This is a genomic window from Streptomyces sp. NPDC014676, from assembly GCF_043084105.1.
Classification (GTDB): domain Bacteria; phylum Actinomycetota; class Actinomycetes; order Streptomycetales; family Streptomycetaceae; genus Streptomyces.
This window is the reverse complement of record NZ_JBIBZI010000020.1, coordinates 87691-110231: the sequence shown is the minus strand read 5'-3', so window position 1 is coordinate 110231 and position 22541 is coordinate 87691. Positions and strand designations below refer to the sequence as shown.

At 68.8% G+C, this 22541-nt stretch carries 21 protein-coding genes and 3 pseudogenes; 15 read left to right on the top strand and 9 right to left on the bottom strand.

Going from position 1 to position 22541, the window contains the following annotated elements:
- Positions 1 to 129: pseudogene (locus ACF1DX_RS35850) on the bottom strand (TetR family transcriptional regulator); the annotation flags it as partial.
- Between the two features lie 109 nt (positions 130 to 238).
- Between ACF1DX_RS35850 and ACF1DX_RS35845 the strand changes: the two are divergent.
- The 6 genes from ACF1DX_RS35845 (at position 239) to ACF1DX_RS35820 (ending at position 5637) form a co-directional block, all read left to right on the top strand.
- Positions 239 to 445: a hypothetical protein gene (locus ACF1DX_RS35845; protein WP_391795329.1), complete on the top strand. Its 207-nt coding sequence runs from the start codon at positions 239 to 241 to the stop codon at positions 443 to 445.
- A gap of 243 nt (positions 446 to 688) precedes the next feature.
- A complete protein-coding gene (locus tag ACF1DX_RS35840) occupies positions 689 to 2035 on the top strand; it encodes an MFS transporter (protein ID WP_391795328.1) in 1347 nt (448 codons plus the stop codon).
- A 290-nt stretch (positions 2036 to 2325) separates the two neighbouring features.
- On the top strand, positions 2326 to 2961 hold the full coding sequence (locus ACF1DX_RS35835; RefSeq protein WP_391795327.1) for a TetR/AcrR family transcriptional regulator: 636 nt from the start codon (positions 2326 to 2328) through the stop codon (positions 2959 to 2961).
- Between the two features lie 219 nt (positions 2962 to 3180).
- Positions 3181 to 3999 (top strand): alpha/beta fold hydrolase, encoded by an 819-nt coding sequence (locus ACF1DX_RS35830; protein ID WP_391795326.1) that lies wholly within the window; start codon positions 3181 to 3183, stop codon positions 3997 to 3999.
- 7 nt (positions 4000 to 4006) lie between these two features.
- Entirely contained in the window at positions 4007 to 4876 is an 870-nt protein-coding gene (locus tag ACF1DX_RS35825) for a VOC family protein (RefSeq protein WP_391795325.1), read from the top strand.
- Positions 4873 to 5637: a 3-hydroxybutyrate dehydrogenase gene (locus ACF1DX_RS35820; RefSeq protein ID WP_391795324.1), complete on the top strand. Its 765-nt coding sequence runs from the start codon at positions 4873 to 4875 to the stop codon at positions 5635 to 5637. The genes ACF1DX_RS35825 and ACF1DX_RS35820 overlap by 4 nt, the downstream gene beginning before the upstream one ends.
- Positions 5638 to 5701: 64 nt before the next feature.
- Here the strand turns inward: ACF1DX_RS35820 and ACF1DX_RS35815 are convergent, their stop codons facing one another.
- On the bottom strand, positions 5702 to 6454 hold the full coding sequence (locus ACF1DX_RS35815) for an IclR family transcriptional regulator (protein WP_391795323.1): 753 nt from the start codon (positions 6452 to 6454) through the stop codon (positions 5702 to 5704).
- Between the two features lie 108 nt (positions 6455 to 6562).
- On the opposite strand from ACF1DX_RS35815, the gene ACF1DX_RS35810 reads away from it, so the two are divergent.
- From ACF1DX_RS35810 to dmpG, 3 genes are read left to right on the top strand one after another with little or no spacing between them, the layout of a single operon-like run.
- The gene (locus ACF1DX_RS35810) at positions 6563 to 7405 is read left to right on the top strand and encodes a 2-keto-4-pentenoate hydratase (RefSeq protein ID WP_391795322.1); all 843 of its coding nucleotides are present in this window, start codon (positions 6563 to 6565) and stop codon (positions 7403 to 7405) included.
- Positions 7398 to 8345, top strand: coding sequence for an acetaldehyde dehydrogenase (acetylating) (locus ACF1DX_RS35805; protein WP_391795321.1), 948 nt, complete (start codon positions 7398 to 7400; stop codon positions 8343 to 8345). The genes ACF1DX_RS35810 and ACF1DX_RS35805 overlap by 8 nt, the downstream gene beginning before the upstream one ends.
- Entirely contained in the window at positions 8342 to 9355 is a 1014-nt protein-coding gene (gene dmpG / locus ACF1DX_RS35800; protein ID WP_391795320.1) for a 4-hydroxy-2-oxovalerate aldolase, read from the top strand. Before ACF1DX_RS35805 ends, dmpG begins: the two co-directional genes overlap by 4 nt.
- 235 nt (positions 9356 to 9590) lie before the next feature.
- Here dmpG and ACF1DX_RS35795 read toward each other — a convergent pair whose 3' ends face one another.
- Positions 9591 to 10238, bottom strand: a complete 648-nt coding sequence (locus ACF1DX_RS35795) for a GntR family transcriptional regulator (protein ID WP_391795319.1) — start codon at positions 10236 to 10238, stop codon at positions 9591 to 9593.
- Positions 10239 to 10854: 616 nt separating this feature from the next.
- On the opposite strand from ACF1DX_RS35795, the gene ACF1DX_RS35790 reads away from it, so the two are divergent.
- From ACF1DX_RS35790 to ACF1DX_RS35780, 3 genes and pseudogenes are all read left to right on the top strand, one after another.
- Positions 10855 to 11715 (top strand): VOC family protein, encoded by an 861-nt coding sequence (locus ACF1DX_RS35790; protein ID WP_391795318.1) that lies wholly within the window; start codon positions 10855 to 10857, stop codon positions 11713 to 11715.
- An 81-nt stretch (positions 11716 to 11796) separates the two neighbouring features.
- Positions 11797 to 12345, top strand: a pseudogene (locus ACF1DX_RS35785) (MFS transporter); the annotation flags it as partial.
- The gene (locus ACF1DX_RS35780) at positions 12342 to 14606 is read left to right on the top strand and encodes an alpha-N-acetylglucosaminidase TIM-barrel domain-containing protein (RefSeq protein ID WP_391795317.1); all 2265 of its coding nucleotides are present in this window, start codon (positions 12342 to 12344) and stop codon (positions 14604 to 14606) included. The pseudogene ACF1DX_RS35785 and the gene ACF1DX_RS35780, both read left to right, overlap by 4 nt.
- 91 nt (positions 14607 to 14697) lie before the next feature.
- Here the strand turns inward: ACF1DX_RS35780 and ACF1DX_RS35775 are convergent, their stop codons facing one another.
- The 3 genes from ACF1DX_RS35775 to ACF1DX_RS35765 all read right to left on the bottom strand — a co-directional run bounded on the left by ACF1DX_RS35775 (position 14698) and on the right by ACF1DX_RS35765 (position 18361).
- Entirely contained in the window at positions 14698 to 15711 is a 1014-nt protein-coding gene (locus ACF1DX_RS35775) for an NAD-dependent epimerase/dehydratase family protein (RefSeq protein ID WP_391795316.1), read from the bottom strand.
- Positions 15712 to 15783: 72 nt separating this feature from the next.
- Complete coding sequence (secY, locus tag ACF1DX_RS35770; RefSeq protein WP_391795332.1) at positions 15784 to 17097, bottom strand: preprotein translocase subunit SecY; 1314 nt, start codon at positions 17095 to 17097, stop codon at positions 15784 to 15786.
- Positions 17098 to 17602: 505 nt separating this feature from the next.
- Entirely contained in the window at positions 17603 to 18361 is a 759-nt protein-coding gene (locus tag ACF1DX_RS35765; RefSeq protein ID WP_391795315.1) for a cupin domain-containing protein, read from the bottom strand.
- On the opposite strand from ACF1DX_RS35765, the gene ACF1DX_RS35760 reads away from it, so the two are divergent.
- Positions 18345 to 18779, top strand: coding sequence for a CoA transferase (locus ACF1DX_RS35760; protein WP_391795314.1), 435 nt, complete (start codon positions 18345 to 18347; stop codon positions 18777 to 18779). The genes ACF1DX_RS35765 and ACF1DX_RS35760 overlap by 17 nt on opposite strands.
- 66 nt (positions 18780 to 18845) lie before the next feature.
- Here the strand turns inward: ACF1DX_RS35760 and ACF1DX_RS35755 are convergent, their stop codons facing one another.
- Positions 18846 to 19577 (bottom strand): SDR family oxidoreductase, encoded by a 732-nt coding sequence (locus tag ACF1DX_RS35755; RefSeq protein WP_391795313.1) that lies wholly within the window; start codon positions 19575 to 19577, stop codon positions 18846 to 18848.
- Positions 19578 to 19581: 4 nt separating this feature from the next.
- Complete coding sequence (locus ACF1DX_RS35750; RefSeq protein ID WP_391795312.1) at positions 19582 to 19899, bottom strand: FAD-dependent oxidoreductase; 318 nt, start codon at positions 19897 to 19899, stop codon at positions 19582 to 19584.
- 65 nt (positions 19900 to 19964) lie between these two features.
- On the opposite strand from ACF1DX_RS35750, the pseudogene ACF1DX_RS35745 reads away from it, so the two are divergent.
- Positions 19965 to 20784 (top strand): annotated as a pseudogene (locus tag ACF1DX_RS35745) (LLM class flavin-dependent oxidoreductase).
- 235 nt (positions 20785 to 21019) lie between these two features.
- Here the strand turns inward: ACF1DX_RS35745 and ACF1DX_RS35740 are convergent.
- Complete coding sequence (locus ACF1DX_RS35740) at positions 21020 to 21613, bottom strand: TetR/AcrR family transcriptional regulator (protein WP_391795311.1); 594 nt, start codon at positions 21611 to 21613, stop codon at positions 21020 to 21022.
- Positions 21614 to 21716: 103 nt separating this feature from the next.
- Here ACF1DX_RS35740 and ACF1DX_RS35735 point away from each other — a divergent pair, with 103 nt between their 5' ends.
- Positions 21717 to 22406, top strand: coding sequence for a nitroreductase (locus ACF1DX_RS35735; RefSeq protein WP_391795310.1), 690 nt, complete (start codon positions 21717 to 21719; stop codon positions 22404 to 22406).
- The last annotated feature ends 135 nt before the right edge of the window (positions 22407 to 22541 follow it).

Sequence of the window (22541 nt, the reverse complement as noted above, 5' to 3'; positions counted from 1 at the left end):
TTGTGCCTCGGCGGTGATCCGGTCGATGCCGACGGAGTGGATGCCCTCGGTGTAGAAGATCCGGGTCGCCGTGTTGAGGAGCCGCGTACGCGCCTCAGAGATGTTGCCGCCTTCAGAACTCCGACTCATAACCGCCAAGCCTACCGCACGGTAGAACGATCGGTCTTGACAGCGGCCGGGGTGACCCCGTTGAATCACCTACTAGACAGAACGTTCTCCCTTTATTGGTGGTTGCTCCGTGGCCCTCCGTCGCTATCTCCTCTTCCTGGGCCTCTCCCTGGCCATCGTGACCGGCTCGGCGAGTGCGCTGCCGTTCATCGCATCCCACGCGGCCGCCGTCGGTGCCACACCCGGAAAGACGGCTGGACGGGTCCAGAGCGTGGAGCCGGGGGCGGGGCCCGACTGGACGGTGGCGAGGATCGTGCCGAGTTCTCCCCAGGACTGACCCCTGCGTCATGGCCGCGCGGTCGTGATCCCTCTCGGCAGTCCTCGGTGGAGCCGGCCCCGCATTCGTGTCTATTGCATGTTTCTGCATGGATGGTCGAGCCATTCAATGGCCTTCGGTGATTGCTTCGGCGGCGCGTGCTCGCGGGTCCGTTTCGGAGCGCGCACGAATCTAGCCACGCCTGCCCCTCATCTGTAGAGTGAGCGTTACATACAGGGGTCATCGCGATGAAGCGAGGTCTTCATGAGCATTCTTGAGCAGGTCAAAGAAGGGCCGATGAGTCGTGCCCAGATCAGGGCAGTGGTGCTGTGCCTCACCATGAATCTGGTTGACGGGTTCGACCTCCTGGCGACCTCCTTCGTAGGACCGGCGATCACTCGTGAATGGGGCCTTTCCCCGTCGCAAGTGGGATTGCTGCTCAGCAGCGGCCTCGCGGGTATGGCATTCGGGGCGCTTTTCCTCGCCCCACTTGCCGATCGCGTCGGCCGACGCCGGTTGACGCTCAGCGGCCTGGCGATGGCATCGCTGGGCATGCTGTTCGCAGCGATGTCGCAGAATTTCGGCCAGCTCATTGCCAGCCGGCTTATAACCGGAGCGGCGGTGGGAGTGATGGCGGCCAGTCTGCCCGTGCTCGCCTCCGAGTACGCCAACAACAGGCGGAGAGGGCTGGCCATCGCCCTGATCACGACGGGCTACGGTATCGGCTCGGTAATCGCCGGCATCAGTACGAGCCTTCTGCTGAGTCCGTACGGCTGGCGATCGGTCTTCATCATCGGAAGCATCGCCACAGCGGTCCTCTTCGCGCTGGGGCTCCGTTTCCTTCCCGAGTCCATGGACTACCTCGTCGCGTGCCGTCCCCGTGACGCCCTGGGCAGACTGAACCGGATCCTCGTCTCCATCGGGCACGGCGAGGTCGATGAACTGCCCCAGCGGCAGACATCGTCGCGCAAGGTGGCGCTCGAGTCGCTGTTCCAAGGGCGCAACGCCCTGCGAACGGTGCTGATCTGGCTCGCGTTCACCTCAGCGATGACGATGTTCTACTTCGCGAGTTCCTGGACACCCAGCCTCCTGCTCGAAGCGGGCATGTCCAGTCAGCAAGGCATCAGCGGCGGCGTGCTCTTCAGCCTCGGCGGTGTCACGGGAGCCGTTCTGCTGGGTGTACTGGCGTCCCGTGTCGAGCCACGCCGGCTGACTGCTGTCTACTTCGGTGTCGCCGCACTCGCGCTCGTCCTCTTCTCGGTCTCGCTCGGGTCGCTCGCCAGTGCGCTTCTCGTCGCCGTGCTGGTCGGGTTCCTGCTCAACGGCTCGGTTTCGGGCATCAACGTCATCATTCCAAGCGTCTATCCCGCGGAAGCCCGGGCGACGGCGCTGGGCATGGCTGTGGCGGTCAGCCGACTCGGTGCGGTGCTGGCGCCCCTGCTCGCCGGTTTCCTGCTCGAGGCGGGATGGGCACCCGAGTCCATGTTCCGCGTCTTCGCGATACCGGCCGTGATCGGCGCCCTCGCCACCCTTCTTCTCCGTCGCGAAGGGGCCCGCCGGAACGCGGAGGAAGTGCTGAAGGTGCCGGAGGTCGCCAAGGGTACCGCATAGCGGGTGTGTGGTCGCCCCCGGGTGTGGGAACGACCTCACCTCCGGTCGGCGGTGACCACCCACGATGGTGACGTTGAACGCGGTGCCGCGATGTACCCGGGCGGCACCGCGTTCAGGGGGCCGGCGAGGTGGCAGGGGCGGCCGGCCGAACTGCGTGACTGGGCCGAGGCCGTCGTCCTTTTCTATGCCTTGAGGGAGCGCGTATCCGTGGAAACCCAGTACGGTTTGCGCAGGTTCGGGCAGGTGCACGCCGGTCCGTGCGCGCAGCATGCGGGACCTATCATGGGCCTATGGTGAAGGGAAACGACTCCGTATCGGCCACTGCCAACTTGAGCAGCCGTGATGTCATCCTCGATGCGGCGCGTACCCTCGTGGCGAGCCGAGGGTACGACGGCATGGCCATTTCGGACCTGTCGACGCGGTCCGGGCTGCCGGCCAGCTCCATCTACTACCACTTCGGCAACAAACTCGGCGTTCTCGCGGCGCTGCTGGAGCGCACCTTCAACGAGCTGCACGCTCTGTTCCCGAATCCGTCCTCGTTCGATGACCGTGAGCCGCTGGAGCGGTTCGAGGCGTGGTTCACGGAGGCGTGCGCCTCCCTCGACCAGCGGCCCGATTACCTCCGCCTCCTGCTGGCGATCAGTGTCGGCCCGCACAAGGACGCCGAGGTCGTCAGGGCCACCGTGCGTCGCATCCGCGACTACGCACACGCCTCGTGGGTCGAGGCCCTCACACCGGTGTTCGCCGCGAACGGCGGCCCGGTGGACGAGAAGTTCATCGAAGAACTGGCCGTTCTCGGCAGGGCCATGACGGACGGGTTGTCCCTGACCAATACCTTCGACGGTATGAGTTACAGCGCCCATGCCGCGCCTTTCATCACCTTGATCCGCAGTCTGGCCGACCAGCGAGGCAAGCAGAAGAAGTGACCCCGCTGCACAAAGCCTCCGGTGGGACATTTCCCGGTGCCGTGACGCGAGCGTTCCTGCGGTGTCTTCGCAGCGCTTGACGTCGCGTTTTCCCGGTACTCACTGACTCTTATCCGTCCCCGCGCCTTCAGTGGCGCGGTCGAGTGTGCGCACGCGCTTGCCATCACTCCCGCATCCCGTATAGTGAGCGTTACATACACACAGTCTGGGGGTGTGAGAGTGACCAGCACCTTGGATGTCGGGGACGCTGAAATCGCCTACGTCGAGTCCGGTACCGGCAGTCCGGTCATCTGGCTGCATGGCTCGGGGCCTGGCGCCACGGGCATGAGCAACTTCGGCGGTAACCTGCCCGCTTTTTCGGACTACCGGAACATCGTGATCGACCTTCCGGGCTGGGGCCGTTCTCCGCGGCCTGCGACGGACGAGCCGTTGATCTTCCACGCGGCCGAGCGAGTGTGCCGCGCGATGACCGCCCTCGGGATCGAGCGCGCACATCTCGTCGGCAACTCGTACGGCGGTGCTGTCGCGATGCGGATCGCCATGACCCAGCCGGACCGTGTGGACCGGGTCGTCCTCATGGCGCCGGGTGGGGTTCTTCCGGCGGACGCGCCTCCATGGCCGGTCGGGCTGGAACACCTCTTCAACTACATGGCGTCCGACAAGCCCTCCCGTGACGAGATGGCGCAGTTCGTTCGCCTCATGGTGTACAACCAGGATCTCGCGACGGACGCCCTGATCGATGAGCGCTACGAGTCGAGTCTCCGTGCCCACCCGGAGCTGCCGATCCCGCCCAACTTCGGTGACCTCACCCCCGAGCTGGGCCTCATCTCCGCGCCCACCCTGCTCGTATGGGGACGGGAGGACCAGACCGTTCCGCTGACGTGGGCGACCAGGATTCTCCAGGGCATCCCCCACGCGGAACTTCGCGTCCTGCCGCACTGCCGTCACTGGGTGCAGTACGAGAGGGCGCCCGAGTTCAACCACATCGTCCGCGAGTTCCTGCGCGGCGGTGCCGCGGCGGCAGCCCGGGAGGGGTGAATGCGGCATGGGTGTCACCAAACTGGGCTACGTCGGTCTCAACGTCAGTGATCTCGACGCGTGGAACAGTCTCCTCGGCCGCACGCTGGGAGTCGGCGTCACCTTCGACGAGATCGGCACGGAGAACGTCGCGCTGGCCGAACTCGACGCCTACAAGTACCGACTGGCTCTCTACCCGTCGGCGGAGGACCGTCCCCGCGAGGTGGGCTGGATCGTCGATTCACCGCGTGAACTCGACAGACTCACCGAGCGGCTGACCACGGCCGGCTTCGACGTCCATGAGGGCACTGTCGACGAGACCGGGCTTCGCGGTGCCACCCACCTGCGGTGGTTCACCGACCCGGTCGGTTACCGGGTCGAGTTGGCGGTCGGTGCTGCCAAGGTCCGCACCCGTCCGGCCCGCCCCGTCCACGCGAGCCCCGGCGTCATCGGCCTCGGTCACCTGGTCCTGGCCAGCCCTCAGCTCGACGAACTCAGGGAACTCTACGAGTCGGTCCTCGAGTTCAAACTGACCGACTATAGAGCCCCGGGTCTGTATTTCCTGCGCTGCAACAGGACGCATCACAGCATCGCGCTCGCGCGGGCGGAAACGACGTCCATCCATCATCTCGAGATCGAACACGACTCCATCGATGACGTGGGACGTGCGCATGATCGCGCGGAATCCGATGGTGTGCCCATCTCGATCAGCCTCGGTCGGCATATGAACGACAAAGCGATCTCGTTCTACATCAGGAATCCCAGTGGTTTCCACCTGGAGATCGGCTGCGGCGGCATCGAGGTGGGTGAGGACTGGGTGCCACACGATTTCGGGACCCCGGACGTCTGGGGCCACCATCACGCGAACGCCAATCCCTTCGCTTCGACGGCATCATGACGCCGATGGTGACGGGCCCCGATCTCTCCGGGCGGCGCGCGGTGGTCACCGGCGCGGCGAGTGGCATCGGTGCGGCTGTGGCGGCGCGACTGGCCGAACTGGGTGCCCACGTCGTGGTGTGCGACGTCGACGAGGTGGGCGCGCAGTCGATGGCCCAGCGCATCGGTGGCGAGGCGCTGGTGACGGACCTGAGCCGGACGGCCGATCTCGCCGATCTGCGACTCGAAGCGGACATCCTGGTGAACAACGCCGGGGTTCAGAACGTCGCGCCCGTCGAACAGTTCAGCCATGAGAAGTTCGCCTTCATGCTGCGGCTGATGCTGGAAGCCCCCTTCCTGCTCAGCCGAGCAGTCCTCCCGCACATGTACGAGCGGGGCTGGGGACGGATCGTGCACATCTCCAGCGTCCACGGCCTGCGCGCCAGCCAGTACAAGGCCGCGTACGTCAGTGCCAAGCACGGTCTCGAAGGTCTCTCCAAGGTCATCGCTCTGGAAGGGGCGGCCAAGGGAGTGACCAGCAACTGTGTGTGCCCCGGATATGTCCGCACTCCGCTGGTGGAGAACCAGTTGGCGGACCAGGCCGAGGTCCACGCGATGAGCGTCGACGACGTGGTGTCGGACGTACTGCTGGCACGGTCGGCGGTGAAGCGCCTCGTCGAGCCGGACGAGGTCGCAGGGGCGGTTGCGTTCCTGTGTTCACCCGAAGCCACGTCCATCACCGGCACCCAGCTGACCATCGACGGCGGTTGGAGCGCCTCCTAGCGGCTCCTAGCGCCTCCTGGCGCCTGCGAGCCGCCTCCGCCCCGTCTCCGCGCGATCCGGGCGGTCACCCCGACAGGGGCGGCGGCTTCATGCCGGATGTCACACCGTTGCGCAGCACCCGGGACAGCCCGAGCGCGGCCGTCCGTACCGCCGGCGCGAGATGGGCCGGCCGGAACTGCTCCTGGGGTACCGCCACCGACAAGGCCGCCACGACCCTGGCGCCGGTGAACACGGGCGCGGCGATGCAGCTCACGCCGACGGCCGCTTCCTGTTCCTCGTAGGCCAGGCCGGAGAGCTGGATCTGTTCGAGCGCGGCGCGGAGAACGGCGGGATCGGTGATCGAGTAGGGGGTGAGCCGCGGCAGTTCACGTGCCAGGAGGTCGCAGGCCGCCTCTTCGCAGAAGGCGAGGAGGGCCTTGCCGATCGCCGTGCAGCTCAAGGGGAGTTTCCCGCCGATACGTGACGGGAGGGCCGGCGAGTCATGGCCGTGGATGCGTTCGACGTAGACGATGTCGAAGCCGTCCCGCACACCGAAGTGCACGGTCTGCCGCGTGCTTTCGAACAGATCCTGGAGGAAGGGAAGAGCCGTTTCGCGCAGGTCCAGCCGCCGGGATACCAGGGAACCGAGTTCGAACAGCCGGTTGCCGAGCCGGTAGTACTCGCCGGTTCGTTCCAGATATCCGAGCTGGACGAGATTGCCGGCGAGGCGGTAAGTCGTGGTCTTGGACAATCCGGTGCGCATCACCAATTCCGAAAGGCGGAGCGCTCCTCCCGTCGGATAGAAGACATCGAGGAGGTGAGCCGCCTTGTCGAGCATGTTCCCCGTAGAGCTGTTCCGCGACATGGAACGAATTTTGGCACAGGAAGTCGGCTGCCCATATACCTGAGGAACCCCCACAGAACCCTTTCTTGCGGAGGTCCTCGTATGTCCGGCGCCATCCCCCCCGTTTCCGGCTCGTCCGCGACCGTCCAGGAAGCCGCTGATCTGCTGGCGGAAGCGGCCGCGAGCGGAAAGCCGTGTCCCCCGGTCCGGAGTCTGATCTCCGAAGGCGACGTCAGCACCGCATACGCCGTACAGCGGCTGAACAACGAACGCAGGCTCGCCACCGGGCACCGGCTGGTCGGGCGCAAGATCGGTCTCACCTCCGAGGCCGTGCAACGTCAGCTCGGTGTCGATCAGCCGGACTTCGGCGCGCTGCTCTCCGACATGGTGGTCGCCCAGGACGGCGTGGTTCCCTTCGGCCGGCTGCTGCAGCCCAAGGTCGAGGCGGAGGTCGCCCTCGTCCTCAACGCCGATCTCCCGGACGCCGCCTGCACGATCGACGACGTGATCGCGGCTACCGAGTACGCGGTGCCGGCCCTGGAGATCGTGGACAGTCGCATCGCCGACTGGGACATCACCTTCGTCGACACAGTCGCCGACAACGCCTCCTCCGGTCTCTACGTCCTCGGGGAGCAGCGCGTGTCTCTCAACGAGGTGGATCTGGCCACCGTCTCCATGAGCATGTCCCAAAACGGCGACGTGGCCTCCGAGGGCAATGGCGCCGCGTGCCTCGGCAGTCCGCTGAACGCCGCGCTCTGGCTGGCCCGGGCGCTGGCCGAGCTGGGCGATCCGCTGAAGGCCGGGGACGTCGTGCTGACGGGTGCGCTGGGGCCGATGGTCGTCGCAGCCCCGGGCGACGTCTTCGCCGCCTCCATCTCGCAACTGGGCGACGTGTCCGTCCGGTTCGCACCGGAGTCCGCCAGTGAGGGGGAAAGCGGTGAGTGACCGCACCCGGGTGGCCGTCATCGGGTCGGGCAACATCGGCACCGACCTCATGATCAAGATCCTGCGACTGTCCGAACGCCTGGACATGGCGGCGATGGTCGGCATCGACCCGGACTCCGACGGACTGGCCCGAGCACGGCGGCTGAAGGTCGCCGCCACGCACGAGGGCGTCGACGGCCTCGTGAAGATGGACGAGTTCGCCGACGTGGAGTTCGTCTTCGACGCGACGTCCGCCGGAGCCCACCGGCATCACGACGAGGTACTGCGCGAGCTGGGCCGGACCGTGATCGACCTGACGCCCGCGGCGGTGGGCCCGTACGTGGTGCCGCCCGTCAACCTCGACGAGCACCTCGACGCGCAGAACGTCAACATGGTCACCTGCGGAGGCCAGGCCACCATCCCGATCGTCGCTGCGGTGGGCGCGGTCACGCCCGTGCACTACGGGGAGATCATCGCCTCCATCTCGTCCCGCTCCGCCGGTCCCGGCACCAGGGCCAACATCGACGAGTTCACCGAGACCACGTCCTCCGCCATCGAGAAGGTCGGCGGAGCGGCCCGGGGCAAGGCGATCATCGTGCTCAACCCGGCCGAGCCGCCTCTGATCATGCGGGACACCGTGCACTGCCTGGTCTCGGACGCCGACACCGAGGCGATCACGGAGTCCGTGGAGGCGATGGTTGGCCACGTCCAGGCCTATGTGCCCGGCTACCGGCTCAAGCAGAAGGTCCAGTTCGAGACCGTCGCCGGCGACGACCCCCTGCGCTCGCTGCTGCCGGCGGACGTGTCGGGTGGCGCGACCAAGGTGTCCGTGTTCCTCGAGGTGGAAGGAGCGGCGCACTATCTGCCCGCCTATGCCGGGAACCTCGACATCATGACCTCTGCGGCGCTCCGCACGGCCGAGCGCATCGCCGGCCATCGCACCGAAAGGCCCACCCGATGACCGGTCTGTACGTGCAGGACGTGACGCTGCGGGACGGCATGCACGCCATCCGCCACCGCTACACCGTGGAACAGGCGCGGGCGATCGCCGGCGCCCTGGACGCCGCGGGGGTCGCGGCCATCGAGATCGCCCACGGTGACGGGCTGTCGGGCTCTTCCATCAACTACGGCGTCGGGGCGCACACCGACTGGGAGTGGATCGAGGCCGTCGCCGACGTCACGAAGAGGGCCGTTCCGACGACGTTGCTGCTGCCGGGCATCGGCACGGTGCACGACCTGCGCCAAGCCCATGCCCTGGGCATCCGGTCCGTGCGTGTCGCCACGCACTGCACCGAGGCGGACATCTCCGCCCAGCACATCAGCGCTGCACGGGAACTCGGCATGGACGTCGCCGGCTTCCTCATGATGTCCCACATGGCCGAGCCCGCCGAACTCGCCCGCCAGGCGAAGCTCATGGAGTCCTACGGCGCCCGGTGCGTCTACGTCACCGACTCCGGCGGACGTCTGACCATGGACGGCGTACGGGATCGGTTCAAGGCCTACCGCGACGTTCTGGATCCCTCCACGGAATTGGGCATCCACGCCCACCACAACCTGGCTCTGGGCGTCGCCAACACGGTCGTCGCCGTCGAGAACGGTGCCGTCCGCGTCGACGCCTCCCTCGCTGGGCAGGGCGCGGGGGCGGGCAACTGCCCGCTGGAGGCGTTCATCGCGGTCGCGGACCTCATGGGCTGGGAGCACGGCTGCGATCTGTTCCCGTTGATGGACGCGGCGGACGACCTGGTCAGGCCGCTGCAGGACCGGGAAGTCCGGGTGGATCGCGAAACCCTCAGTCTCGGCTATGCGGGCGTGTACTCCAGCTTCCTGCGGCACGCCGAGGCAGCGGCGGCGCGCTTCGGCCTCGACACGCGGGCCATCCTCGTGGAAGTGGGGCGACGGGGCATGGTCGGTGGACAGGAAGACATGATCACCGATGTCGCACTCGACCTCGCTGCCGCGACTCGTGCCTGAGCGCGGTGACGGCCTTCGCGGAGGAGACCACGCGGTGGCCGTCACCACAGGATCGGTCGCCGGGGGCACTCGACTTCGTCGTGCCCGGTCGGCTGATGGGCCCCGACGCCTCCGACGGGAGGGCGTCGGGGCCCGAACCATTGCGGCCCGTTCCTCCCGGGCGATCTCTCAGCGGCAGGCAGTCCGCCGTCCCCGGCCGGGCGCCCGGGAGTTTCCCGAGGGGGATTGGCCGGGCTCAGGCGAAACTGTCGTCCGGCAGTCGCATGACGTCGCTCTTCGTGTGCCTCAAGTGACGGCGCATCAGGTCCTCGGCCCGGACGCCGTCGCCTTCGAGGATCGCTTCGGCGAGGCTCTGGTGCTCGGCGACGGAGTACTCCCGCATGCCGGCCCTTTCGTGGGTCGCCGCCGCTGAGCGGAACTGGACGCGGAAGGTCTGGATCTGAAGCTGGTCCACCAGTTCCTCCAGGCGAGGGTGGCCGCCCAGTTCGACGATGGCTCGGTGGAAGCGGATGTTCTCGTCCATGTACGCCGGCAGTTCGGCGGTGCGCGCGACCTCGTGCATGGACGCCAGTGCCGCCGGCAGCCGCTCACGGTGGTCCGCGGTGTCGATCCGCTCGGCGGCGAGGCGGCAGGCGAGCCCTTCCAGGACCTCACGCGGTTCGTGGAGCCGGAAGACGTCCTCGCGCGTCAGCCGGCGGATGGAGGCGCCCCGGTGTGCTTCGGTCGGTACGAAGCCATCGCTGCGCAGCCGCGACAGCGCCTCGCGCAGCGCGTTGCGCCCCACGCCGAGTTCCTGCATGAGATCGGCCTCCACGAGGCGCTGACCAGGGACGTAGCGGCCACTCTTGACGCCCTCCCGCACGGTGGTGACCACCCGTTCCACCGCCGACGGCGCTCCTCGGCGTCCCTCGGCTCGGGGTGCTTGCCGCTGAGGACCGGTCACGGTCGGCTTCCTCACTCGGGCCGCGCAGGCTTCGAGGGAACTGGGTTCCCTGAACTGACACTCGGTTCCCCAAGGCCGGCCGGTGCCGCCGCTCGTTCGACTGTGACCGAAAAGGGACCCTGAAAGTCTGCGTCCTCGTGTAGAGTGAACGTTACATACAGGAGGGGGCGCCCGTGACCTAATGCGCGGGACGCCGGGGACGGCCATGGGCCTGGACCGGCGTCGATTCGGCGCCCCGATCGTGCGGCTCCATCACGCGAAGTGTCGGATCGCGGACGGCCTGCCGCCGGCCCGCCGGGCGCCAACGTCTTCGCATCCACCCCGGGACCGATGACCCCGCTCACGCAGTCGTGGCCGAAAAGGTGCGAGGCGAGCCGGGGGACCTTACCTGCCCCCAGGCCTGAGCGCCGAGCATCGTCGACCGCGTCCCCCGCGGAACCCTTGGACCTGTCTCATGCCCGGCACCGGGCGCGCGACGTGTGTGCGCCCGGATTCCACCACATCACTCGCGCATGTCTGCAAGGTGCAGCAGCCGCCGTAGCGGAGGGAACAGAACGTGGGTATCCGCAAGCTTGGCTATGTAGGACTCAACGTCACCGACATCGACGCCTGGACCCACCTGCTCGGTCGCACGCTGGGCATCGGTGTCACCACGGCGAAGTTCGGCCCGGACGAGGTCACGCTGGCCGAACTCGACGTGTTCAAGTACCGCGTCGCCCTGTACCCCTCCACGGAGGACAGCCCGCGAGAACTCGGCTGGATCGTCGATACGCCGAGCGAGCTGGAGAGACTCACCCGGAGACTCTCCGACGCGGGGTTCACCGTCGAGGACGGCACGGCGGAAGAGAGGGAGCTGCGCGGCGCGACCCACCTCCGCCGGTTCACCGACCCGGTCGGATACCGGGTCGAGTTGGCTGTCGGTGAAGCCAAGGCACGCACCGCTGTCGCGCGCCCGGACGGAACTCCCGGCGCCGTCGGCCTGGGCCACTTCGTGCTGGCGAGCCCGAGACTCACCGAACTCCGGGAGCTCTACGAGTCCGTGCTCGAGTTCCGACTGACCGACTACCGCGACCCCGGCCTGTTCTTCTTCCGCTGCAACTCGACACACCACAGCATCGCGCTCGGCAGCGCAGAGACGGCGGGGCTCCACCACCTCGAGTTCGAGTACGCCTCGATCGACGATGTCGGGCGGGCCTACGACCGGGCGAAGGAGAACGGCACGCCGATCTCTATCAGCCTCGGACGGCACATGAACGACAAGGCCATCTCCTTCTACGTGGAGAATCCGAGCGGCTTCCACATCGAGATCGCCTGCGGCGGGATAGAGGTCGGCGACGACTGGGTGCCGCACGACTTCGGCGTCCCGAACGTATGGGGCCACCAGCACACCAAGGCCAATCCGTTCGCCCGGAAGTAGCGACGGGACGGACCCCTTGGTCGCCACCGATCCCCGAGGGGGAGCACACATGTCCCGCCGCCTCATGCCTACCTCGGCTACAACATGGTCAACGGATTCACCCTCTACGTCCTGGAAGACTTCATCCACCCCCCGCGCGGTGTGGCACCGGCCGACGGCGTCGCCACCGCACTGACGATCAGTCTGATCGGTGTCACGGTGGGCACGGCCGGCGCGGGCCCCCTGGTGGACCGCTTCGGACGGCATCGCCGCTTCGTGCTCGCGTCGTCGCTCCTGCTCACGGTCGCGCTGTTCGTCCCGCTGGTGTGGCGGACCTGGTCCGGGTTCCTGGTGTGCACCGCGCTGAGCGGTCTCGCGCTCGGCCTCCACCTCGGCGTGGACCTGGCGCTCGCCACCCTCGCGCTGCCCGAGGCCGGGGACACGGGCCGTGACCTCGGCGTCTTCCACATCGCCTTGACCGCACCGCAGGTCGTCGCCCCGTTCGTCGCGTCGCTCGCGGTGACGTGTCTCGGCGGCTACCCGGCGCTGTTTCTCATCGGCGGCACCATCGCCCTGACCGGCTCCCTCGCGATCCTGCGCGTGCGTCCGGAACCCGTGACCACCCAAGCCCCTCATGGGGAGACCCGATGACCCGGAACAGACACGACGCGTCGGCGGTGGAAGCCGCGGCGGCGATACGCAGGCTCAGCGGGCTGCCCGACGAGGCGGTCCGGGTCGTGCTCACCACGGAGATCGACGACGGGTTCCGTGCCCGGTCGGCAGGCGGCGTCCTGACCGTCACCGCGTCGGACGCCGGCGCGGCCGTCGCGGGCTACGCCGCCTTCGCACGCCGGGCCGGTGTCGCCCACGTCTCGCGTATCGGCACCCGGCCGGTCACCCGGCGACTGCCGGAGGGCGCCGAGGTCTCCGGCGACGCGGCATTCGGCCGGAGAGTCGCCTACAACCTGACCGTCGGCGGCTACACGACGCCCTTCTACGACCGGGCGCAGTGGGAACGCGAGATCGACCTCCTGGCGGCGAGCGGGGTGAACGCGGCGCACCTCACCCTCGGCCAGGAACTGGTGTACCTGAAGACGTTCCAACGGTGCGGATACGGCGAGCAGGAGATCCTGCGGTGGCTGGGACCGCCGTCGCACCAGCCGTGGCTCTGGATGAACAACATCCAGAACTTCGGCCGCGGCACCAGCGGCACGCTCGTCGACCGCCGGGCGGCGCTGGCCCGCAAGGTCATCGAGCGGATGCGGCACCTCGGCATCGTCCCCATCCTGCCGGGGTTCAGCGGTACGGTGCCCCCCGGCTTCGCCGAGCGCTGGGCCGGCTCCCGCACCGTTCCGCAAGGCCGTTGGTACAAGGACCTCGTCGGCCCGGTACGGCCGGACTGGCTCGACTCGACCACCGATGCGTACGCCGCCGTGGCGGAGATGTTCTACGCAGAACAGCGAGCCGCGTTCGGCACCACCGGCATGTGGGCGGTCGACCTGATCCACGAGGGTGGCCACACCGGAGGTACTGATCTCGGTGCGGCGGCCCGTGGCGTCCTGGAGGCGATGACGGCCGCCGACCCGGACGCCACATGGGTGATGCAGGCCTGGGCCGGCAATCCCCGCCGTGAACTGCTGGAGGCCGTCGGCACCGACCGCGTCGTCGTCCTCGACCTCACCGGTGAGTCCCACCGCGACGACGGGTTCGGCGGTCCGGAGTGGGTGTGGGGCATCCTGCCCGACTACGGCGGCCGGACCGCCCTTTACGGCGACCTGGCGGACGTGGCCTCCCTGCCGGGCCGGTGGCTCGGCGACAGCGGGCCGCGAGGGCTCGCCGGGCTTGCCGACATGGCCGAGGGCCTCGTCAACAACCCCGTCCTGTGGGATCTCTTCCACGACCTCACCTGGGCGGACGGGCCGGTCGACCTCGGCGAGTGGATGCGGGAGTGGACCACGTCGCGTTACGGCGCGGCCGACGCCCAGGCCGAGGAGGCATGGCGGAACCTCCTGGCCACGGCTTACGGGCCCTGGCGGCACGGGCGCAACGGTGGTCTTCCCGCCGAGACGGTGCAGGCCCTCGCCGGTCTCCCGGTGGACGCCGCGGACGTGCACGGCGCGCCCGCGTTCGCCGAGATGCTCGCTCAGCTGGCGGGCGAGATGTCCGAAGCCGTCCCGGCCTACGCCGCCACCGACTCGGTGATCGCGGCCGTGCCGAGCCTGGACGCCAACCAGGCCAGTCTGGTGGGCCCGAGAGCCCTCGCCCATCCGGAGGGGGCGCTGATTCCGGCCCTGCGGGCGTTGCTGGACGCCGCCGGGCGGCTGGACTCCCCGGGCCTGTCCTACGACCTCGTCGATCTCGCACGCCAGGTCGCCGACGACGCGGCACGGGCGGCCCTGCGTGATGTCGCCGACGCGGCGCGAGCACGCGAGATCGGGGCGTACGACGCCGCCGCACGGCGTCTGCTGGTACTGATCGACGCGCAGGAGGCCGTGCTGGGGACGAACGAGCATTTCCTGCTCGGTGGATGGCTCGCCGACGCCCGCGCATGGGGGGCGCAGGAGGACGAGGCCGCATACCTCACCATGGAGGCCAAGAGGCTGCTGACCTCGTGGGGTTACGAGGACGCGACCGTCCTGGACGCCTACGCGAATCGTTCCTGGGCCGGCCTGGTGGGCGACTACTACCGCTCCCGATGGGCGCTCTGGCTCGACGAAGTCCGCGCGACCCTCGTCGGAGAGGCGACAAAGCCTGTCGACTGGTACGTCCAGGCCGACCGATGGAACCGAGCGGACACCACCTACCCCGAACGACCGAGCGGTGACCCCCGACAGGCCGCGGCCGCCGTACTCGATCTCGCGGTCCGGTTCGTCGGGGAAGGGGTGAGCGGTCAGCAGGAGCGCGATGTGTAGCTGAAGCGAGGGGCACGGTCGCGGGGCGGCGACCCCACGGCCCGCACCAGCCGCGCCCCCGGGCGCGGACCTGGACGGGTCTCCGGGCTCGCTACGCCGAGTCGGCGTGGGGGAGACGGGCCAGCTCCTCCATCTCCCGTAGGCCCGCGGCGAAGCCGATGCGGGGTCGGTAGCCGAGCGCCGCGCGGGCCGCGCTGATGTCGTAGATGCGGTCGCGGCTCAGGAAGGCGACGAGCCAGTTGGTGATCGGTGGGGGAGCGCTCCGGCGGAACAGGCGCGCCCCACCGTCCACCAGGGCCGCGAGCGGCGCGGCCACAGCCCCAGGGACACTCCGGCAGGCGGAGACGTCGACCCCCTGGGTCGCCAACAGGGCGCTGAAGAGGTCGCGGACCGGCATCGGGTTCGCGTCGGTGACGTAGTACGGCGCACCGTGGTCGCCGCGGGTGAGGGACAGCACGGCCGCTTCCGCGAGGTTCCCGACATGGATGAAGTCCACGACGTGCCGGCCTGCGTCGATCCACAGGAAGCGCCCCGCGGCGGCGTCGGCGGCCGTGTCGGCGATGTTCATGCCCGCGCCCCAGACGAAAGGGGGACGCAGGATGACCAGGGTCATCCCCGGCGTCGCGGTGGCGCGCAGCGCATTCTCGGTGGCCAGCTTGACCCGGCCGTAGGCGATGAGGGGCGTGCCGCTGTCGGTGTCCTCGTCCACCACGGTGGCGCGCTGCGTGCCGGTGGACACCGCGGCGGCGCTGATGAGCACGAACCGGGACACCTTCGCCGCCGCCGCGGCCGTGTGAAGGGCGACGGTCGGCTCGTGATTGTCGGCCAGGAAGCCCGCGTCGTCACCCCAGAACTCCATTCTGGCCGCGGCGTGCACGACGGCGTCGACGCTGAGCAGGTGCTCCAGCCAGGCCGGGGGAGCCGCCGAGTCGCCACGGGTCAGCTCGATCAGGTCGCCCCGCACCGGTTCGGCTCCCGCGTCGGCCACCTTCCGCGCGCTCGCGGCAGAGCGGGCCAGGGCGACGACGCCGTGCCCCTCGGAACGCAATCGGCGTATCAGGTGCTGACCGACGAAGCCGCTGCCGCCGGTGAGGAAGACGCGCATGAACCTCTCCTCGTCACGGGTAGTGGGGTACCGGTGAAGGTGCGATGACGTGAACGCGGCTCGGCGGGCCGCTCAGCGCAGGAAGCCCTCGTAGTGGCGTTGCTGGAGCTGGCTCTCGATCTGCCGCACCGTCTCCAGACCCACACCGACGATGATCAGGATGCTGGTCCCGCCGAACGGGAAGTTCTGGTTGGCTCCCGTCGTGGCCAGCGCGATGGTGGGGATGAGCGCGATGAATCCCAGGTACAGCGCCCCTGGCCACGTGATCCGATTGAGCGTGTAGCGCAGGTAATCGGCGGTCGGCCGCCCGGCCCTGATACCCGGGATGAAGCCTCCGTACTGCTTCATGTTGGTGGCGACCTCGTCCGGGTTGAAGGTGATCGCGATGTAGAAGAACGCGAAGAACACGATGAGCACGGAGTAGGTGGCGATGTAGATCGGGTGGTCGCTCTGGGCGAAAGTCCGGGTGACCCAGGCCTTCCATTCCGAGTCGCCGCTGGAGAACTGGGCCACCAGCGACGGGATGTAGAGCAGTGAGGAGGCGAAGATGACGGGGATGACACCCGCCTGGTTCACCTTGAGCGGAATGTAGGTGGAGGTGCCGCCGTAGGAGCGCCGGCCGACCATGCGCTTGGCGTACTGCACCGGGATGCGGCGCTGGGCCTGTTCGACGAACACGACGAGGCCGACCAGGGCCAGGGCGACGAGGATGACACCGCCGAACTCGATCCAGCCGCCGGCCAGGGAGCCCTGCTCCTTGATCGCCCACAGGGCGGACGGAGTGGTGCTGGCGATCGAGATGAACATCAGGATCGACATCCCGTTGCCGATGCCGCGGTCGGTGATGAGCTCGCCGAGCCACATGACGACGGCCGTACCGGCGGTCATGGTGATGACCATGGTGATCGTGGTGAAGACCGAGCGGTCCGGAACGACCTGGCCGGCGACGGCGCAGTTCGGGAACAGCGCGCCACTGCGGGCCGTGGCCACGAGGCCGGTGCCCTGAAGGACCGCGAGTGCCATGGTCAGGTACCGCGTGTACTGGGTGATCTTCGCCGTGCCGGTCTGGCCCTCCTTCTTCAGAGCTTCCAGGCGTGGGATGACGACGGTCAGCAGTTGCAGGATGATGCTGGCGGTGATGTAGGGGAGAACGCCGAGCGCGAAGATGGTGATCTGCAGCAGAGCGCCGCCGCTGAAGAGGTTGACCAGCCCGAACAGACCCTGGTTGGTGGAGGTCTGGTCGATGCACTGCTGGACCGCCCGGTAGTCGACACCGGGAATCGGGACGTGGGTGCCGACGCGGTACACCACGATGATCCCGAGCGTGAAGAGCAGCTTCCTGCGCAGGTCAGGCGTCTTGAACGCGTGGGCCAACGCCACGAACACGGTGCCTCCCACGACCCTCCGTGCAGCGCCGTCGTGGGGGTCACAGATTCTCAATGGACAACGGCACATCGGCGACGGCTGTCGCGTCAGTGATGAAACCAGCCACACGGAGGCGGTGACGGCTCTCCTCACGGCATGCCTGGACCTGGCCTCGGGGGTGGCACGAGCCGGAGGGACCCCCGTATGAGACCAAACGTTCTGTCTCGCACTATCGTGGGGTTTCCTCTCGGCGATGTCAAGACCGAACGGTCTACCTCAGGGCCCGGGCGCGGAGTCGCTTCCGGCCGCGCGCATCTCCATCGAGGAGGGCCACGGCCTGGTGAACTGCCCGGCGATTACGCCGTAATCGTGGGGTGCGGTGCCAACTCGGAGGATCACCTCGGTCGATGCGGCGCACCCGTCGTACGAGAGTCCGCGCCGACCGAAACGGCGTCGACGCGGACGAAGGTCTCGTCGGCCGCCGCGTGGCCGCCGACCCCGCCGATGGGCAGCGAACGCGACGGGGTTACGCCGAGTATGTGACCGCTCGGGCGGAGCGTGTGCACGACATGACGGGATCGCGGCAGTTCCGTGGTGTAACGCAGGGGTGACATCCTGATGGTCGCTTGGAACCGCTCCGCGAAGACAGACCTGGACACATGGCATTCCGCAGCCGGCTCCGCCACGGTCCAGTGGTGTCCCGGCCGCCGGTGCAGGGCCGGGATGGCGCGGGCCAGGCGGGGGTCGCGCAACGCGGCCACGAGCCCTGAGGCGTTGTCACATCCGCATTCGACCCAGCCCGCACGATCATGGCCGCCGCCACTTCGGCCAGGCGGGCCAGGACGCCGGCGAACCCGACGCGCCCGGCGCGCACTTCGTGCCGCATGGACGTGAGGATCGGCAGCAGTCCCGGGTAACGCTTGCCTGTCGCGTCGACCAGCATGACATCGGGCATCAGCCGGTTGATGCCCTGCATCCCGCCCAGGTCGAAATCCATGCGGCCGTTGAAGAAGATCGCGCTGGGAACCGGCTCGCCACTCGGGCAGGCGTCCACGGCACAGACGGCGTCCCCGAGGGTGACCCCGTCGAAAGCGTCCATCCCCCGCAACGACGCGTCCGGTCCGGAGAACAGTTGATGGGCCTGGCCGTGGGGCATGAAGAGGGAATCCCCGGCCGGCAGTTCGTGGATCGGCCTTGTGACTGCCTTGGCGGCGGTCACCACCATGATCGGTGTCGGCACCGCGGCGGCGACACCGCCCGGTCCCGGCGTGACCGGCACCATCATCTCCCAGACGACCATAGGGGGGAAGGACTGCATCCTGCGGGAGATCACCATCCCGTCGGGCCAGAGCACCGGCTGGCACTACCACGACGGCACCCTGTACGGGTTCGTCCGCGAGGGCACGCTGGGGTTCGCCACGGTGGGGTTGCGCAACGACCACCGCGAGGAGCTACGCCCCGAGCTGGAGACCGCGCTGGCCACCCGTGGCGTCGACGAATGGGCCGAGCTGCTCACCCGGGCCGGCCTGCCGTGCGGGCCGATCAACGACGTACGGGGCGGGGTGGAGATGGCCGCCCGGCTGGGCCTCGAACCCGTCGTGGACGTCGAGGGGGTGCCGATGGTACGCAACCCGGTCACCTGCCCCGTCGACTACGCCGGTGAACGCGATCACCCGGGCGCCCGTCGGTCCGCTGCCGGATGAGCTCAGAAGCCGAGAAAGGGGCCCAGAGACGGGGCTCCCCTGCTGCGCGGAGTCAACGGTGCGGGATCAGCGTGCCACGGTCGGCCGAATGATCAACTCGTTGACGTCCACATCCGCCGGCTCTCCGATGGCATAGGAGATCGCGCGGGCGATCGCATCCGGCGAGATGACGCCCGCCGCGCGGTACTCCTTGATCGCCTGGGCCGCAGTCGGGTCGCTGATGGACTCGGCGATTTCGGATTCCACCACACCGGGGGAGACGGTCGTCACCCGGATCGACGGGTCGACCTCCAGGCGCAGGCCCTCGGTGATCGCCCAGGCCGCATACTTCGTCCCGCAGTACACCGCGCCCGTAGGCACGAGTTCGTGCGCCGCGGTGGACCCCATCGTGATGAAGTGTCCACCACCCTGCCGCTGGAAGTGCGGCAGCGTCGCCGCGATGCCGTTCAGCAGCCCGCGCACGTTGACGTCGATCATCTGATCCCACTCATCGACGAGCAGCGCATCGAGCCGGGACATAGGCATCACCCCGGCGTTGTTGACGATGACGTCCACTCGCCCGTGTTCGGCCACCGCGGCGTCGACGAACGCGGCGACGTTCGCGCGGTCGGTGACGTCGAGGCGCCGCACGTCGATGCTGCCGCCGGCGTCCCGGACCCGGCCGGCCAGGTCGGCAAGGCGGTTTTCGCGCCGAGCCCCGGCGACGACGTGATGCCCTTCGGCGGCGAGGTGCGCCGCCACTGCTTCACCGATGCCGCTGCTGGCGCCGGTGACGAGAATGATCTTCGAATCGGTCATGGCTTCATCCTCGGTGCCGGCGCGGCATCGAGCCAGGGTGCGCTGCACCCTGGCCGGCACCACCGCGCTCGCCTGACCAGGCCCGGCCCGCTCCGGGAGAACGTTGCCTGTCGCGGCACCAGCTCCTGACGAGGCGTCGTGCCGAGCCCGCGGCGGCGGCACCGTCGCCGGCCGCGGCGATCGCGTAGCCGGCGAAGTCGGACCTGAGATCCCCCACGGCGAACAGCCCCTCGACGGAGGTCCGCATCCCGGCGTCCACCCGCACACGGCCGTCCGAGTCCAGCTCCACCAGGTTCCGCAGCAGCGACGTCCTCGGTGCCACGGCCGTCGTTGACGAAGAGACCCGCGACATCGAGAGCGGAGACCTCGCCCGTCGAGAGGTCGCGGATCCGTACCGCTTCCAGTACCCCGTCGGACGGTATACCGCAGATCGAGCACGCCTGGCTGTTCGACCACCTCATGCCCCTGGGCGGCGACCCGAACGGACCCACCTTCGAAGGTCTGGACCCTGCTCTCCGCCCTGGCCGCCCAGACCGAGCGGCTGCGTCTGGGGCTGATGGTCACGAGCAACAGGTTCCGTCCGCCGGCTGTTCTGGCCAAGATCGCCGCCACCGTCGACATCGTCTCCGGCGGCCGGCTGGAATTCGGCATCGGCGCGGGCTCGCGGACCGACGTGCCGCTGGCGAGGCGTGAATACGACGCGCACGGTCTTCCTTTTCACGATGCCGCCCATGCGGTCGAGAGCCTTGCCGAGGCGTGCACCATCATCCGCCGGCTGTGGACGGAGTCCGAGCCGTTCGACTTCCAGGGCGAGCACCACCGGCTGACAGGGGCGTTCTGCAGTCCGAAACCCGTGCGGCGGCCGCATCCGCCCATCCTGATCGGCGGCCAGGCCAGTCGGACGCTGCGCGTGGTGGCCGGACACGCGGACCGGTGGAACATGCCCGGCGGCGACATCGACCACGCGATCGAGCGCAGCGCCACGCTGGACCGACTCTGCGCCGAGGCCGGCCGGGGCCCGGCCGAGATCACCCGGTCCACCGTGCTCTCCGTCTCCTACGACCGGCCCGGCGACACCCGCCGCGCCGCCCGTGAGGCGCTCGACGGCGGCTTCGGCCACTTCGTGCTCGGCTTGAGCGCGCCCTGCCCTCCGGGGGGCGCTCAGTGGGTCGCCGACACCGTCATCGACCCTCTTCGCGGCGGCTGACGAGCGGAAGACAGCCCTGGCGTCGACTCGTCGGTGCCCGGCCGGAGACACGGCATGGGGGGGGATGGCGCCGCACGTGCGCGAACGGGACCGGCACCCTGGCAATGACCGTCGCCCGATTCACCGACGGCCGCTTCCCGGTGCCCTCGGCCCGCCGCGGCATGCGATGTCCTGCTCGTCGTTCGGTGGGTACGCACACCAGACGTACGTCCGCCGCCCGTCATGGCCGGTGGGGTCAGGTGCCGCTCGGCAGGGCGTGGGAGAGGAGGATCTCCGCCGCCGCCCGTGCGTGCCGGCCGTAGTCCGCATCACCCAGCACCATGGCGCGGCTGGCCGCCCCGTCCGCGAGGGTGACCAACTGCTCGGCCAGCGCGGACGGTTCCCGGCAGCCCAGCTGAGTCACCAGCGCGGTGACCAGCTCCACCATCCGCAGTTTCTGTTCGCGGGCGTAGGAGTGGACCGCGCTGGCGGGATCGGGGAACTCCGCGGCCGCATCGATGAACGGGCACCCCCGGACCGGCGCCGAGTCCGGTACGGGCTGCTCGAACAGGCGGAGGATCCGCTCCCGTGGGGGAACGTCCTCGCGGGTCAGCACGCTCTCCGATGTCGCCCCGGACGACACGAGGTCCTCCAGGTGGGCCATCACCAGATCGTTCTTGGTCCGGAAATGGGCGTAGAGCGTGCGTTTGGACACCGGGGCCTGGTCCGCCACCTGCTCCATTCCCGTCGCGTTGATTCCCTGGGTCGCGAACAGCTGTGCGGCGGCGGCCAGGATGCGCTCCCGCCCGCCGCGTCCTCGCCCCCGGGGCGCCGTAGTCGTCACACTCACACTGCAAGTATACGACTGTGTTTACTTCTGTGGGCGCGTCCCGCTAACGTGCCGTCATGTATACGTTGACGTTTACCTTGATGGACGCAGAGGAGAGAGTTTCATGAGCCTGCTGGTCCCCGACGAGCTGAGTGGCTGCGCGGAAAAGCTGATTCGGGGGCGTCGCGCGACCCGCGCGTTCAGTCCGGAAGCAGTGCCCGAGGAGACGCTGCGGGCGATCTTCTCGCTGGCGGGCGCCGCGCCGTCCAACTCCAATGCCCAGCCGTGGCGGGTGGAGGTGGTGAGCGGAGCCGCACGGGACCGCATGGCGAACGCCTTGCGGGCGGCCCGCGCGGAGCAGCGCGTCTCGGCCGACTTCCCGTACTCGGAGGACATGTACACACAGGTGCATCAGGAGCGCCGAGCGGCCTTCGGTGCCCAGCTCTACGGAGCGCTGGGCATCGGCCCTGAGGATCACGAGGCGCGGGCGGCTTACGACGCGGAGAGCCTTCGCTTCTACGGCGCACCGCACGCGGCGTTCCTGTTCGTCACCGGGGACGGCGGGGCCCGGCTGGCCGCCGACGTCGGTGCGTACATGCAGACGCTGCTCCTGGCGATGACCGCGTACGGGGTGGCGAGTTGCCCGCAAGGGCTGCTGAGCTTCTACGCCGACACGATCCGCTCCGAACTCGGAGTCGATGAGGGCAAGTTGCTCGTGGGCATCTCCTTCGGCTACGCCGACGAGACGGCACCGGTGAACCACCTCGCGACGGAGCGGGCCGCTCTCGAAGCGGTCACGACGTTCCACGGCTGAGGGCCCTCGCAGGACGACGGCACTCAGCCGTGGCGCACGGGCGGTGCTCCGCCCTGTACGTGCTCGGCCGGACCGGGATCGGCTGCCGTGTGGTTGTCCCTGTGAACAGGCGTCGGGAAGATCCGCGCCGCCGCG